This is a genomic window from Brevibacterium sp. AGC70, assembly GCF_057334195.1.
The window spans coordinates 405,079-419,650 of record NZ_JBHFIH010000019.1; the positions used below are offsets into that span (position 1 = coordinate 405,079).

Genomic DNA, 14,572 nt, shown 5'->3' on the forward strand with positions numbered 1-14,572 from the left:
AGACGACACTATGCCCACGGAGGCGATTTGGCACCGCTCGTGGGGTGAAGCGACCAGTTCGGCAGTGCGGTGCACCTCTGTGCTGACTCACGAACGCGCACATGATTGAATCGGGCAGAGATTGTCGGGCGGTGCACACCGCCTGCGCGGAACCATTGATGAGTGAAGGGAGACACCGTGATCGCTGAACTCAATACGCTCATCGACCTCATCGAGTCGGACCTCGCCGATACCGGCAGCACTGTCGGAGGCGAAGGGGTTTCGCATCTCGATGTCGAATCGTTGGCACGGACACTCGGCACGAGCGAATACCATCTGCGGCGCATGTTCTCGTCCCTGGCGGGGATGTCGCTGTCGGAATACGTTCGACGTCGCCGGATGACCGTGGCTGCCGCCGACGTGGCGGCCGGCCGGGGCCTGTTGGGCATCGCGGTCCGCTTCGGATACGGATCGGCAGAGGCCTTCGGGCGAGCGTTCCACTCCGTCCACGGCGTGAGCCCGTCAGCGGTTCGGCGCGACGGTGGCCCCCTTCGCAGTCAATCAACAATCAGGTTCCGCCTGACGATCGAAGGGAATTCTTCCATGGACACTCGAATCACCGACAAACCGGCGTTCTCACTCATCGGCTACGCCAAGCGTGTGCCCCTCATCCATGAGGGAGAGAACCCGCACATCCGCGAGCACATCGAATCTCTGCCTGCGGATGAGCACGCTCGCCTCAAATCCCTCAGCGATGCAGAGCCCACCGGACTGCTTCAGGTCACAGCCGATGTCGACCCGGATTACCGGGAAGGCACCGAGCTCACCTACCTGCACGGCGTCGCGGTCGGGACACCCGATTCGGCGCCTGAGGACCTCGACGTCATTGACGTCGAGGCGGGAACTTGGGCGGTCTTCACCACTGCCGGCAGCTTTCCCGAAGCACTGCAGACGACCTGGGCAGCGACGGCAACTGAGTGGTTTCCGTCGAATCCGTGGCAGCTGCGGCCCGGGCCCTCAATCGTTGCGATCATCGACCGGGCAGCGGACCTCAGCACGGCCACCACCGAGCTCTGGCTGCCGATCGAACGCGCGTGACACGATGCCACTGCCCAAAGCAGCGTCCGCCGTCACCTCGTGGTTCTCGCTCAGATGTGTTCATTGAGGATCGCGCCCAGCCGGGTCAGGGCATCGACCATCTCATCATCGGACTGACCCGAGTAGCTGAACCGGGCATAGTTGCTGCGTTGTTCGGTGGGGAAGAACGACCCACCTGGAACGTAGGCGACCCTCGCCTCGGGCAGGGCATGTTCGGCCATGAATGCGGTCGCGTCGAAGCCTTCGGGGAAGGTCACCCAGGTGAAGAGCCCACCTTCGGGCCTGGTCACGGTCACCTCGGCGGGGAAATGTTCGGTCATCGTCGATACCATGAGGTCGCGCTTGGCGCGGTAGACCCCACGCATCGCTGAGACGTGGGCATCAATATCGAAGGTGTCGAGGAAGCGCGTCACCGCTGTCATGTTCAGCGTGGACGACTGGGTGTCGGCGGCGAGCTTGAGCAGACCGAGCTTGTCGAGGATCGCCGGTGCCGCGCTCACCCAGCCCAGCCGCACTCCGGGGGCGAGGATCTTTGAGAAGCTGCCGAGGTGGATGACCCGGTGCTCGGTGTCGAGTGAGGTCAGGGTCGGCAGCGCTTCGCCCTCGAAGCGCAGCTCACGGTAGGGCGAATCCTCAAGCACGAGAACGTCGTATTCGTTGGCCAGCTCGATGATGCGCTTCCGGCGTTCGAGGCTGAGGCTGACACCGGTCGGGTTCTGGAAGTCGGGGATGACGTAGATGAACTTGATGTTCTCGGTCGTGGCCAGGGTCGTCTCAAGGGCGTCGACGTCCATGCCCTCGGAGTCCATGTCAACGGCGGCGTACTCGGGCTGGCAGGGGTTGAAGGCAATGAGGGCACCGAGGAAGGTCGGGTTCTCCGTGACGATGACATCGCCCGGGTTGATGAGCAGCTTCGCCACCAGGTCCAGGCCCTGCTGGGCGCCGTGGAGGATGAGAACATCGTCAGCATCCGTCGCCGAACCCGCGCTCGACATGCGTTCGGCGATCTGGCCCCGCAATCCGGGCAGTCCCGCCGAGGCGGTGTACTGCAGTGCGGTCGCACTCTCCTTGCCCAGGATCTCGGTGTAGATCTGCTGGAGTTCGGCCGCGGGAAAGAGTGCGGCATCCGGGTACCCGCCGCCGAAAGAGGTGATGGAAGGATCGTCACCGTATTTGAGCAGCTCACGGATAGCGGACGGCTGAACGCGAGCGATGCGATCGGCGAACTTCGATGACACTGCTTCTCCTTTGAGAAATATTTGCGAGCGCGATCGTTCTGCCATGTTTCCGCGACTCACCGCTGGTGGTGAAGTGATCGTAGCGTCGAATCATCCGCGCCATGAACTGTGTCCGTTTGGCGGTCTCTGGTCAACATCGCGTCCCCGCGGGGACGTCGGCCACGTCTTCGACGCCTGTGGGCACCACCTCGGCGCGGATCTTCGGTCCCTTCGCCGCACGCATGCCTGCCCCGAGGACGCCGACGATGACCAGCACGGCTCCGCACATCTCCCCCAGTGACACCGTCTCGCCGAGAACGAACCACGCGGCACTCATACCGACGATGGGGACGAGCATCGAGAAAGGTGCGACAACTCCAGCGGGGTTGCGCGACATCAGCCACGACCAGATGCCAGAGCCGAGGATAGTCGCGATGACAACGGTATAGGCGAGTCCCGCGAGGCCCAACCATCCGGTGGGAGTCATGAGCGTCGTCAGCGACTGGCCGATAGTGCCTGGCCCTTCGACAACCAGCGCAAGAAGGAACATCGGCAACGGCGGAACCACCGACATCCACATCGTGAACTTCACCGGCTCGACCGAGTGCGCCTGACGGTTGCAGATGTTGCCGATCGCCCACCCGAAGGCACCGGCGAGGGTGAGCAGGAACGGAAGGAAGCTCGCGCTCGAGTCCAGTCTCTGCCAGCCCACGACGCCGAGCCCGGCCATGGCCACGATGAGGAACGCCATCTGTGATCCGCGGACCCGCTCTCGCAGGACCGTCATCCCCAGCAGCACCGTGAACGGTCCCGAAGCCTGGAGCACGAGTGAGGCCAGCCCCGCAGGCATCCCCGCCGCCATCGCCCAGTAGAGGAACAGGAACTGCAGGAGTCCGAACCCCATCCCGTAGCCCACGATCCAGCGAAGCTTCACGTCTGGCTTCGGCACGAACAGCAGCGCCGGAATGGCCAGTACGGCGAAGCGCAGGGCGACGAGGAAGAAGGGCGGAAACTGTTCGAGCGAGAAGTCGATCGCCAGGAAGTTCAGTCCCCACATCACGGCCACCGAGGCGGCGAGCAAACAGTGTTTGAATGACATGACTTCATTCTCGAGTGGCCAGACAGTTAATACAATCGAAATGTTCTACACAGACCTTGTAGCCGAGCTTCAACGTTGTAGCATTGGCACATGGACCCCCGGCATCTTGAGCTGCTGCGCCGGCTCGACGAACTCGGCAGCGTGACTGCCGTGGCCAGGGCGACGTATCGCACGCCGTCGGCGATATCGCAGCAGCTCAAACAGGCCACACGGGAACTCGGACACACTCTCGTCGAACCCGAGGGCCGCGGGCTGAAGCTGACCAGCGCGGGCAGACTGCTGGCGACAGGCGGCAAGGACGTGGCCTCAGCGATCGCCCGCGTGCAGGCTGACTGGGAGGACTACCTCGGCGATCCCTCCGGCGACGTTCAGATTGCCGGGCTGCCCAGCGCCCTGGCCTATCTTGTGCCTTCTGCATTGCGACGGCTGCGGGAGACAAGCCCGAGGATCACCCTGCGCACCCTCGATGTGGATCTGGCCGAGCACGAGTTCGCGGGCCTGACCTCCGACGTCGACATCGTCATCGCCCACAGCCTGATCTCCGAACGTCCGGCCGGGACCGAAGGGCTGAGCGTCGAGTGCCTGGCGACCGAACCCATCGACGTCGCCGTCGCGAACGCCCATCCCCTGGCTTGCCGGGACCAGCTGAGACCAGAGGACCTCGTCGACGCTCAGTGGATCGGCGTTCCCCACGGATTCCCATTCACCACAATCCTGACGTCGATCGAACACGTCACAGGACGAGAGCTCGAGGTCACCCAGCGCATCCGGGACAACCGACTCATCGAGGCGATCGTGGCCTCAAGCGATCAGGTCGCCCTGCTGCCGCGATTCACGACCCCGAAAGACGCCGGGCTCACGCTCCTCCCACTGACAGGGGTCGCAACCACACGTTGGGTCGTGGCGGTCATGGCTCCCGACACGGCCGAGCGCGCAGCCGTCAAACGAGTGCTGGACGCCCTGCACCGGAACTCTTAGCCCCAGTGGCTGCGAACAGGTCAGCGGGTCGCGGCAAACCGCTTCGGGATCAGCTTCTCCAATGGCAGGAACGCCGCCCAGCAGATGACCGTCGGCAGGAAGTGGATGCCCAGTGCGATGTAGGTCATGAGGTGGAAGAGCATGAAGAAGACGACGGCACCATAGAGCCATCTCCCCTTGAGGAACAGCACGATCGGTGAGAGGAACTCGAACACCAGAGTCGCCCACTGCCCGGCAATGAGCAGGCCCGGCATCTCGAGGAACGGCTTCGACCATTCGGCCCCGCGGCGCATCAGCGCCCAGATGATCACGGCCCCATTGGCCCAGTGGGTGATGTTCCCAGAGGCGATCCACTTCATCACCACCGAATAGAAGTAGGTGAGGACGACGGAGATCTGCACGACTCGCAGTGCCCACCCTGCCTTCGCCGAGGTGGTCCCCACTTCCCTGAACCGTGCGATTCCGACCGTCGGCAGCACCACGACGGCGATGACGAGCGCCATGTGGTCGTGGGCGACATAGCCATAGCCCTGGGTGTAGAACATCCACAGCCCGAAGGTGATCGCGACCATCCAGCCGCTGATTCGCTGGAGGACGCCGGCGGCGGCCATGAGAGCGAAGACGATGATCGCGGCGAGCAGGCTCTGCGCACCGAGGACGCTGACCGGTGGGATGTGGAGGAACCTGGCCAGCCACAGCGGTTGATAGAGGTCGGGAGTCCAGCCGTGCGGGATGACGTCGGCGGAGATCGTGAGCACGTCGATGATGACGAAGATGTAGACGATGACGCGGAAGACCGCGACGCGGGCCAGGGAGATCTGGGGCGTGAACCAGGCGATGATCGGATTGCCGACCTTCGCCTCGGCGGAGGTGGAAATGCTCACTGCACCTCCCACGTCGCCAGGATCTTGTGTTCGGGTTCGCCGACGCTGCGGCCGTTCTCCAACTGCGTCACGGTGCGGCAGAGGATCATCTGCTCCGGCTTCGGCTCGTCGGGATGGAGGCGCTCAAAGGAGTCGGCCATGGTCTGCATAAGTTCCGGGTTGGCGATGACCCGATCGAGCTGGGATTCGATGTCCCCGCGTTCGATCCCGACGGTGTCCGTGTTGAAGCCGAGCCGGCGTGGTTCATCTTCACCAGGGAACTGCGCTTCGATGCACGTCGCGTTCACCGTGCCGTTGAGGTCCTTGGCGGTCGCGTACTGAGTGAGTGACCCGAGCGGGAAGAAGTCGTTGGTGTTGAGGAACTGTCCGCAGGTGAGAATGACGAGGGCCATGGCAGTTGCTCCGAGACGCCATACGATCGACCACGTCGTCATCGGCTTCGACTTCGTGGCGGTCGCAGACGCGGCGGCAGTCATCGGTTCGTCGGCGGTCATTGACTCCTCAGCGGGCCCCGACGGCGGTTTCCTATTCGTCACAAGTCGACGCTTCTTCTCATCCATGCGCTGTGTGGTTCATTCTCTCGACGCCGCGGGTACGCAGACTATCGTAGCCGCCGCACACGTACTGGAGACTCAGGAGTTGAACGGCTCAGCTCAGGAACTGCGCGCGTAGAGATTGAGCTGTTCCCACATCGCCGCGTACTTCTGGAAGGATGCGACCGCGGTTTCAGGATCGTCGTTGCTCAGCGCGGTCACCCACGAATCGACGAGCTCCGGTGCCTCGTTGGGCCAGAGCACATCGCTCATCCCGCCCAGGTCGAGTTCGAGCACGGAGTTCATGTCGAAGCCGTCGACCCACTGGGCCAGAATCGATGTCTGCTCGACCATGTCGACGACCTTGGACTTATCGGCCACAGTCTCCGCTGCCCATTCCATCCTCGCCGAGGCTGCCAGAATGTCCGTACGGATGAGCACTCTCAGCCCGGCATCGGTTTCATTTGTGATGATCTGGTCTTCGCTCAGCGAGAAGAACAGCCACCATGATGGCGGCACATCCCACGCCGAGACGCGTGTGAAGACGCGAGTATCCTTGGTGTCCTGGAGCCACTCGGCGCGACGACTGGCCGCACGCCTGCGCGCCGACTTCGGAGCGATGATGTCCAGCGTCGCCTTCGAGGTGTGCTCGCTCAAAGCTTCGAGCGCCTCCCACCCGCGAATGTCCTCCTGCGCGGGGCAGTACCGATCCACGCCGTCCGAAGTCTGAGACGCCGGGAGGAAGATCGGCGTGTTGCGAAAGGACTCGGCCACAGGGCTCGGCGGCAGTGAGATCAAGCGCTGATCCGCGTCTTCGGAGATCTGCTCCTCAACACGAGACCGGTTGTCTTCCACCTGCTCGTCTTGCAATACGGAATGAACTACGATGGGTTCGAAGATCCGCAGAGAGACAACATAATCGCGACTGTAGGACATGGGTTCACCCTATCCAAGGTCGGGCCTCAAAATGGAACTTCCTACTACGAACAGGTAGGATTTAAGCGCATAGCAGAGATCTAGTCCGGGGCGCTTCGCCCCAAATGACGACGGAGGGGGTCACGCCAGTGGGTCGCGGCCGCGCAAAGGCAAAGCAGATCAAGGTTGCCCGGAAGCTGAAATACTACAGCCCGGACACCGACCTGAATAGACTCCAGCAGGAACTGGGTTCCGAGTCGCAGGCGTCCGGTTCGTCAGATCCGTACGACAACGAGCCGGACTATTCGGATTACGCCGACAAGTACAACGTCGACGATGACGACGAAGAAGACGACTATACACAGCGCGAATCTTGACCGATCAGCACTGATGTGATCGACGCTCAGATACGCCGGGCATCGGATTCGCTCAAGCAAGAAGGCGGAGGCTGCGGCCTCCGCCTTCTGCTTTGCCTGATTGCTCCATGGACTACTCATTGCAAAAGATGTCTGCCCTGACTTCGTTCGCCCGCAGTGAGCAGCAACTCATACTCTTGCGCGCCAACTCCTACAGGTACTCGACCACCACACCCCGGCAGCCGCACTGACAACCTCAGCAACGAGACGCTTCAGAGCTGACGGGACGTTTCAGGGCGAACGGGGCGTTTCAGGGCCGGCTGGCCGTTGCACCAACGGCGGCTGCTCTCACAGCGCCCTCAGCATTGCGCCCACAAAGCCTTAAGCGAGGATTGCGGCTCCGCCGTCGACGCCCTTGGCGCCCTGGACGTAGTCGAGTTCGGAGGCCAGCGAACCGTCGTCGACTCTGACTTCACCGAGCACCCATGAGCCTGGTGAGGCTGCGAGCACACTGTCAACGGACTCAGCAGAGGCCACGAGGACCATGCCGACGCCGAGGTTCCAGGTCCGTTCACGGTCTTCCTGCGGGACTCCGCCCAGATCGCCGAGGGTGGAGAAGACCGGAGGGATCTCCCACGAAGCTCGGGACATCTTCGCCACGAGGCCCTTCGGCAGCACGCGCGCCACATTGGCAGACAGTCCCCCGCCGGTGACATGCGAGACCGCATGAACGGCATCGGGCAGAGCAGAGAAGAGGGCGTTGAGTTCGCCGGTGTAGACATGGGTGGGGACGAGAAGCTCTTCACCCAGGGTGCGGCCGAATTCCGGCACGTTGCGATCCAGACCCCAACCCGCCTCGGCGATGATGTGCCTGACCAGGGAGTACCCGTTCGAGTGGATGCCAGAAGATGGCAACCCGATGAGCACGTCACCGGCGGAGACCTTATCAGGTCCCAGCAGTTTGGAGGCCTCGACGACACCTGTGGCGGCTCCGGCGACATCGTAGTCATCGACCCCGAGCAAGCCCGGGTGTTCGGCGGTCTCCCCGCCGACAAGGGCGACGTCGGCACTTGCACACGCCTCGGCGATGCCCCGGACGATGTCCGCGATGCGCTCGGCCACGACCTTGCCGCAGGCGATGTAGTCGGTCATGAACAGGGGCTTGGCACCGCACACGATGATGTCGTCGACGACCATGCCCACCAGGTCATAGCCGATGGTGTCGTGCTTGTCGAGGGCCTGTGCGATCGCGACCTTCGTGCCGACGCCGTCGGTCGATGAGGCAAACAGCGGGCGTTCGAAGTCCTTGAGCACTGAGACGTCGAAGAGTCCGGCGAAACCGCCCACTTCGCCGACGACATTCGCGTTGTGTGTGGCGCCGACCGCGGACTTCATCAGTTCGACGGCGCGGTCACCTGCCTCGACGTCGACGCCGGCAGCGGCATAGGTGGTGGACTTAGCTGGATCGGTGCTCAACTCAACATCCTTTGTCGGCGGGGGTGTTGTTGACAGGAATCGGGTATTCGCCTGAGAAGCAGGCGGTGCACAGCTGGCTGCGTTCCTGCTGGGTGGCCTCGACCATCCCGTCGAGGGAGATGTATCCCAGGGAATCGGCGCCGAGGTTGTCACGGATCTCGTCCATGTTCAGGCCGTTGGCGATGAGCTCGGCCCGGGTCGCGAAGTCGATGCCGTAGAAGCAGGGCCACTTGACCGGTGGAGAGGAGATGCGCACATGGATCTCCTTCGCTCCCGCCTCGCGGAGCATTCGCACGAGCGCGCGCTGAGTGTTGCCGCGCACGATCGAGTCGTCGACGACGACGAGGCGTTTGCCCTCGATGTTCTCGCGCAGCGGGTTGAGTTTGAGTCGGATGCCGCGCTGTCGCAGGGTGTCCGAGGGCTGGATGAATGTGCGGCCGACATAGGCGTTCTTCATCAGCCCCTGGCCGAAGGGTATGCCTGACTGCTCGGCATAGCCGACGGCAGCTGGTGTTCCCGATTCGGGTGTGGCGATGACGAGATCGGCATCGACGGGGTACTCGTCGGCCAGCTGGCGGCCCATCTGAGTTCTGGCCGCATGCACGGTCTTGCCGTTGAGCACGCTGTCGGGCCGGGCCAGATACACGTACTCGAATACGCAGCGAGCCTGGTCCTGTTCGGCGAAGCGGAAGGAACGCAGACCGTCTTCGTCGATGGCGATGAGTTCGCCCGGTTCGACGTCGCGCACGAAGGAGGCACCGACGATGTCGAGAGCCGAGGTCTCGGATGCCACAACCCAGCCGTTCTCCATCCGGCCCAGCGACAGCGGCCTGACCCCGTGACGATCACGCGCGGCGTAGAGGGTGTTCTCGTCCATGAAGGCCAGGGAGAATGCCCCGTCGACCTTGGGTAGGAGATTGAGCGCGGCCTCGGTGAGGTTCTCGCCCTCTTCGGTGGCGAAGAGCTCGGTGACCAGGGAGGTGTCATTGGAGGAGTCGCGGAAGGGTCGAGTCCGACTGACCTTCTTCGTCGCGTCCTTGACGACCTGGTCGGCGTCGTCGCGACGGCCGTCGGCCAGAGCCTCGAGCTCATCGAAGTTCGTCAGATTTCCGTTGTGCGCCAGTGCCACTGTCCCGAACGGGGTGGGTCCCAGCGTGGGCTGGGCGTTCTCGAACGAGGGTGAGCCCGTCGTCGAATACCGCGTATGCCCGAGCGCGATGTGTCCCTGCAGAAGTTCGAGATCCCGCTCATGGAAGACCTGCGAAACCAGGCCCATGTCGCGGTAGATCAGGATCTGCTTGCCATTGCTGGCAGCGATGCCCGCGGACTCCTGTCCGCGGTGCTGCAGAGCGTAGAGCCCGAAGTAGGTGAGTTTGGCTATTTCCTCGCCCGGCGCCCAGACTCCGAATACTCCACAAGCATCCTGAGGTCCGCGATCCAGGGGGTCGATTTCGTGCGTTAGTTGCCCGTCTCCTCTTGCCACGTGAAAGATTGTCTCACATCGGTGAGCTCTACTTCACAAGAGGATCAGACTCCGGAACTCGGGGCTTCGTTTCGGGGCTCGTCCTCGGCACTGTCACTGTCAGGGCGGTTGCCGTCAGCTGCTTCCCCCATCGAGGTGTCGACCGAGGTGACACCGGCATCGGGGTCTTCGCCGTTGGCTTCGGCGATGCGACGACGCGCGATCTCCTTCGGATCATCGACCATGTCGATCTCCGCGTCGACGCGATACTTGCGTGACTTCCTCCGACCTATCCAGTCGAGGAACACTGCCAGCAGACCGCCGAGGAACAGTCCGCCCACGGCGAGGACGAGCAGCAGCAGCCCCGCTCCCTTGGCCACTGTGTAGCCGGTGGGCATCGCTGCGGGATCAACGAAGAGCGTGAGCACGCCCGCGACGAGTACGCCGAGGATCGCGCCGAGTCCCATGAATACCGAGTACTTGGGGCTGCGACGAACGGCGACGTCGATCTGGTCCTTCATGATCTCCTTGGGCAGCAGTGTCGGTGGCGGGTCGATGGCGCCCGCATTTCACGTCGCGGACAGTCTAGTCGAGAACTCTTTCGCCGACTCCCAGGCAGTTATGCGGCCGATCCCATAAGGTGGAAGCAGACACAGCAAGGCTTCTCACATAGGGGTGGACATGTCTCATACGATCATCGTCGGAGTCGACGGCTCCGCCAACAGTCAATGCGCACTGCAGTGGGCGATCAAACACGCACAACTGACCTCTTCCGAGATTCGCCTCGTGGCGGCGTACACCGTTCCCGGCGTCAATATGACCCAAGCGGACATCGTCTACCCGGCCGATTTCGACGCGGAGGTCAAGAGGTCGGTGCAGAAGCTCGTCGATGACAACGCACGAACCGTCACCGATGCCTCGGTGCCGGTGTCGACCGTGGTCTTCCCGGGAGATGCCTCTGGGGCGTTGGTCGACAACTCGAAGAATGCCGATCTCGCGGTCATCGGCGCTCGCGGTCGCGGTGGGTTCGCCGGCCGCCTGCTGGGGTCGGTGGCCTTGGCGATGCCCGCGCACGGTCATTGCCCCACCGTGGTCATCCCCAGCACCTGGCCCCAACGACCGATGCCCGAGCGGCCCCTGCCGATCGACCTGCCTGTGCGTTCCTCCGACGCGCAGACGACCACCGCCGACTCCGGCGACAGGCGCCCCGACTTCACCGGTGAGATCGTCGCCGCGATCGATCCGTTCGAGACCGATGGGCCGGTCCTGCGTGAGGCCGCGCTGCAGGCTCGGATCTATGATCTGCCGCTGCACCTGGTCGGCATCACCGCGGCCCACGTGCTCTCGCCGGAATGGATGCCCAGCGAAACACATCTCGAGAAGATGTACGACGAAGCCGTGACCTCGCGTGAAGAAGCGGCGCAGTCCCTCCAAGAGGAGTTCCCCGATGTTGACGTTCGCTGGTCGATCTTCGATGCCCCCGCCACCGAGGTGCTCATCAGTGCCACCTACACCGCCGAACTCATGATCATCGGCTCCCGCGGCCGCGGCGGTTTCGTGTCGACGATCCTCGGGTCGACATCCCAGGCCGTCCTCTCACACGCTGTGTGCCCGACCCGAGTGGTCCGTGTGCTCCGCCGGAAGGCGGCGAAGAAGCGCTGAAGCTGCGCCTCCAACTCCATTAGCGCTGGGTAAAAGTGCTGGCGTAGGGCACAAGTGCTCAACGTCAGCACTTTTGCCCAGCGGTGGCCCGAGGTGGGAATCTGGGAATCTCACCCGAGGGCGATGAGGCCGATGCCAGCGACGACGACCACCGCGCCGGTCAGCTTCATGCCGATGTCCTTCTCTCCGAAGAGCCACCAGGCCAGCAGTGTGCCGACGATGATCGAGGTCTCCCGCACGGGAGCGACAAGGGACACCGGCGCCTGCTGCATCGCGTAGAGGACGAGCAGGTACGCCAGCGGGGAGAGGATGGCGACGGTGACCAGAGCCCGTCTGTGCCCGGCCAGGATCGATGTGAAGTCCGCGCGACGTCCTGCACCGCCGGGGATCGTCACGATGCCCAACGCCATGATGGTCGCGACACAGATTTCAGAGAGGGCGAAGTAGAGCAGCGGTGAGTCGGTGATGTGGTTGACGGAGAAGTCGTCCCACAGTGTGTACGAGGCGATGAAGGTTCCGATCAAGCCGCCCCAGGCCAGACCACGACCCACGCCGTTGCTCTTTGTCCCGTGACCTCCGTCTGCCGTCCGGCTTCCGCCCGCCCGCTTTGGGTGCACGGTCACGACGGCGATGCCAGCGAGGACGATGAAGGCGCCGATGATCTCAGGTGCCGTGGGCCGCTCGCCCAGGAACAGCACTGCGACGATGATCGTGATGATCGGTCCGACCCCGCGCGCCGTGGGATAGACGACGCCCAACGGGGCATGGTCATAGCCGGACTGCAGGGAGACCGAATAGGCGATGTGGAAGACCGCGCTGAGTGCGGCGGCGCCCAGCAGGCCCAGACTGAACTCATGTGCTCCGGAGGCGAGCAGCCAGATCGCGATCGGGGTCAGCAGGATCGCCGACAGCCCATGATAGGCCAGCACGAAGGCGTAGCCCTTGCCGGACACCGACTTCGCCGCGATGTTCCACAGGGCATGGGCGAGCGAGGCGAAGAGCACCAGTCCGAGGACGGCAGGTGTCATCGACGACCGTGACCAGTCCGCTTCACAGCCTCAGGACCTCACAGCTTCACGACAACGGTCTTCGTCTGCGTGTACTCGTCGAAGGCTTCGATGGACTTCTCACGGCCGTAGCCGGACTTCTTGAACCCGCCGAAGGGCAGCTCCACTCCCCCGCCGGCTCCGTATGTGTTGATGAAGACCTGCCCGGCTTCGACCTCGGCGGCGACCCGATGAGCCCGGGAGATGTTCTGCGTCCACAGGGCCGAGACCAATCCGTAGTCGGTGCCGTTGGCCAGGGAGATCGCCTCCTCTTCGTCGCCGAAGGTCATGGCCACGACGACGGGGCCGAAGACCTCCTCCTGCGCGATCCTCGAGCCCGGGGACACGTTGTCGACGAGCGTCGGGGTGATGAAGGCACCGCCGGTGAGGTCCTCGGCGAGACCTTCGGGCCTGGTCCCTCCCGTGATGATCTGGGCGTTGCCGATGTCGGAGAGGAACCCTTCGACGCGGGACTGCTGCTTCTTCGAGATCAGTGGTCCCAGCATCGGGTCGTCGATGCCGTAGCCGATGGTCACCTTCTCCATCGCGGCCGCCATCTTCTCCACCACCTCGGCGTGGATGTCCTGGGCGACGATGAGTCGGGACCCGGCCGAGCAGGTCTGGCCGGCGTTCTGGATGATCGAACGCACCAGGGACGGGACTGCCGCGTCGACATCGGCATCGGAGAAGACGACGTTCGCGGACTTTCCGCCCAGTTCGAGCACCGTCGGGATGACCCGATCTGCGGCGGCGTGGGCGATCTGTGAACCGATCTGAGTCGAGCCGACGAAGCCCAGGTGAGCGATGCCCGGGTGGGCTGCCAACGCAGCCCCCGCCTCGGCGCCCAGGCCTGTGACCACATTGAACGCACCGGCGGGGAAGCCAACGGAATGGATGAGTTCGGCCAGGCGGACCGTGGAGCGCGGCGTCTCGTCGGCGGGTTTGGCCACCGCGCAGTTGCCGGTGGCCAGCGAGGTCGCGGCGGCACGTCCGATGAGTTGGAGCGGGTAGTTCCAGGCCACGATGTGCCCGGTCACGCCGTAGGGTTCGCGGCGGGTGTAGACATGCATGTCCTCGGCCATGGGGATCGAGTGCCCGTAGTAGGACTCGATGGTGTGGCCGTAGAACTCGAAATAGCGGGCGCAGACGTCGACATCGGCGTAGGCCTGGGTCAGCGGTTTGCCGGTGTCCTCGGATTCCAGTGCGGCCATCTCATCGCGGTTGGCTCGGATCACTTCGGCGGTAGTGACCAGCAGCTTCGACCGCTGCTCGGTGCTCGAGCGCCTCCATTCCCTCTGCGCCCGGGCCGCTGCCTTGACCGCACGGTCGACCTCGTCGGCTCCGCCGCGGGAGACATCGCCGAGGTGTTCGCCGGTGGCCGGGTCGACGTTGGCGTAGGTGGTCAGGGAGGGGACATGGCGTCCGCCGATGAATGAGGTGGTCTGGGTGATCTGGGCGTTCATCGCCGACCTTCCAATTCTGCTGAGGTGTACAAGGGGACGAAGTCGCTGATGTCGGCGCGCGTGCCCGAGGCGTCAACCGAGCCTTCGGCGAGCGCGGCGGAGAATTCGGTCTTGCCGGTCACGATCTCCAGCCACACCTGCGCCGAGGTTTCGACGACGTTGGGCGGTGTGCCGCGGGTGTGCCGAGGACCGGGAATGCACTGGGTGACGCCGAAGGGCGGGACGCGGACTTCGACGCTGTTGCCCTCCGCCCGTGACGCGAGCTCCTCTAACGTGAACCGCACAGCCGTGGCCAGGGTCGACCGGTCTGCCGGTGCCGCGTCGGCCTTGGAGTGCGCCACCCACATCTCGAGCGCGTTGCGCCCCTCGTCTGTGTCAATCCTTCTGCGAATCGCCATCAGTGA

The 14,572-nt window shown here is 63.8% G+C and carries 15 protein-coding genes; 4 read left to right on the top strand and 11 right to left on the bottom strand.

Annotation, left to right across the window (positions count from 1 at the left end; translation table 11 throughout):
• The first annotated feature begins 177 nt into the window (after window positions 1-177).
• Window positions 178-1,077 carry an AraC family transcriptional regulator gene (locus tag ACE03M_RS19545; protein WP_485935713.1) on the top strand — a complete coding sequence of 300 codons (900 nt, stop codon included), beginning with the start codon at window positions 178-180 and terminating at the stop codon, window positions 1,075-1,077.
• A gap of 50 nt (window positions 1,078-1,127) precedes the next feature.
• Here the strand turns inward: ACE03M_RS19545 and ACE03M_RS19550 are convergent, their stop codons facing one another.
• Together ACE03M_RS19550 and ACE03M_RS19555 are read right to left on the bottom strand one after the other, a co-directional pair.
• Entirely contained in the window at window positions 1,128-2,315 is a 1,188-nt protein-coding gene (locus tag ACE03M_RS19550) for an aminotransferase-like domain-containing protein (protein WP_485935715.1), read from the bottom strand.
• A 130-nt stretch (window positions 2,316-2,445) separates the two neighbouring features.
• Window positions 2,446-3,393: an EamA family transporter gene (locus ACE03M_RS19555; RefSeq protein ID WP_485935717.1), complete on the bottom strand. Its 948-nt coding sequence runs from the start codon at window positions 3,391-3,393 to the stop codon at window positions 2,446-2,448.
• A gap of 90 nt (window positions 3,394-3,483) precedes the next feature.
• Between ACE03M_RS19555 and ACE03M_RS19560 the strand changes: the two genes are divergently transcribed.
• Window positions 3,484-4,371: a LysR family transcriptional regulator gene (locus ACE03M_RS19560; RefSeq protein ID WP_485935719.1), complete on the top strand. Its 888-nt coding sequence runs from the start codon at window positions 3,484-3,486 to the stop codon at window positions 4,369-4,371.
• 20 nt (window positions 4,372-4,391) lie between these two features.
• Here the strand turns inward: ACE03M_RS19560 and ACE03M_RS19565 are convergent, their stop codons facing one another.
• The 3 genes from ACE03M_RS19565 to ACE03M_RS19575 all read right to left on the bottom strand — a co-directional run bounded on the left by ACE03M_RS19565 (window position 4,392) and on the right by ACE03M_RS19575 (window position 6,724).
• A complete protein-coding gene (locus ACE03M_RS19565) occupies window positions 4,392-5,255 on the bottom strand; it encodes a hypothetical protein (protein ID WP_485935721.1) in 864 nt (287 codons plus the stop codon).
• The gene (locus ACE03M_RS19570; RefSeq protein ID WP_485935723.1) at window positions 5,252-5,749 is read right to left on the bottom strand and encodes a hypothetical protein; all 498 of its coding nucleotides are present in this window, start codon (window positions 5,747-5,749) and stop codon (window positions 5,252-5,254) included. The genes ACE03M_RS19565 and ACE03M_RS19570 overlap by 4 nt, the downstream gene beginning before the upstream one ends.
• A gap of 159 nt (window positions 5,750-5,908) precedes the next feature.
• Window positions 5,909-6,724, bottom strand: a complete 816-nt coding sequence (locus ACE03M_RS19575) for a DUF8083 family protein (protein ID WP_485935725.1) — start codon at window positions 6,722-6,724, stop codon at window positions 5,909-5,911.
• Between the two features lie 128 nt (window positions 6,725-6,852).
• On the opposite strand from ACE03M_RS19575, the gene ACE03M_RS19580 reads away from it, so the two are divergent.
• A complete protein-coding gene (locus ACE03M_RS19580) occupies window positions 6,853-7,080 on the top strand; it encodes a DUF3073 domain-containing protein (RefSeq protein WP_009881540.1) in 228 nt (75 codons plus the stop codon).
• A 360-nt stretch (window positions 7,081-7,440) separates the two neighbouring features.
• Here the strand turns inward: ACE03M_RS19580 and purM are convergent, their stop codons facing one another.
• From purM to ACE03M_RS19595, 3 genes are read right to left on the bottom strand one after another with little or no spacing between them, the layout of a single operon-like run.
• Window positions 7,441-8,535: a phosphoribosylformylglycinamidine cyclo-ligase gene (gene purM / locus ACE03M_RS19585; protein WP_485935727.1), complete on the bottom strand. Its 1,095-nt coding sequence runs from the start codon at window positions 8,533-8,535 to the stop codon at window positions 7,441-7,443.
• Window position 8,536: 1 nt separating this feature from the next.
• Complete coding sequence (gene purF, locus ACE03M_RS19590) at window positions 8,537-10,018, bottom strand: amidophosphoribosyltransferase (RefSeq protein WP_143922307.1); 1,482 nt, start codon at window positions 10,016-10,018, stop codon at window positions 8,537-8,539.
• A 44-nt stretch (window positions 10,019-10,062) separates the two neighbouring features.
• Complete coding sequence (locus tag ACE03M_RS19595; protein WP_485935729.1) at window positions 10,063-10,518, bottom strand: hypothetical protein; 456 nt, start codon at window positions 10,516-10,518, stop codon at window positions 10,063-10,065.
• Window positions 10,519-10,678: 160 nt separating this feature from the next.
• Between ACE03M_RS19595 and ACE03M_RS19600 the strand changes: the two genes are divergently transcribed.
• Complete coding sequence (locus ACE03M_RS19600) at window positions 10,679-11,659, top strand: universal stress protein (RefSeq protein WP_485935731.1); 981 nt, start codon at window positions 10,679-10,681, stop codon at window positions 11,657-11,659.
• Between the two features lie 110 nt (window positions 11,660-11,769).
• Here the strand turns inward: ACE03M_RS19600 and ACE03M_RS19605 are convergent, their stop codons facing one another.
• From ACE03M_RS19605 to ACE03M_RS19615, 3 genes are read right to left on the bottom strand one after another with little or no spacing between them, the layout of a single operon-like run.
• Window positions 11,770-12,687 carry an EamA family transporter gene (locus ACE03M_RS19605; protein WP_485935733.1) on the bottom strand — a complete coding sequence of 306 codons (918 nt, stop codon included), beginning with the start codon at window positions 12,685-12,687 and terminating at the stop codon, window positions 11,770-11,772.
• A gap of 38 nt (window positions 12,688-12,725) precedes the next feature.
• The gene (locus tag ACE03M_RS19610) at window positions 12,726-14,168 is read right to left on the bottom strand and encodes an aldehyde dehydrogenase family protein (RefSeq protein WP_485935735.1); all 1,443 of its coding nucleotides are present in this window, start codon (window positions 14,166-14,168) and stop codon (window positions 12,726-12,728) included.
• Window positions 14,165-14,566, bottom strand: a complete 402-nt coding sequence (locus ACE03M_RS19615) for a sterol carrier family protein (RefSeq protein ID WP_143922312.1) — start codon at window positions 14,564-14,566, stop codon at window positions 14,165-14,167. Before ACE03M_RS19615 ends, ACE03M_RS19610 begins: the two co-directional genes overlap by 4 nt.
• Between the last annotated feature and the right edge of the window lie 6 nt (window positions 14,567-14,572).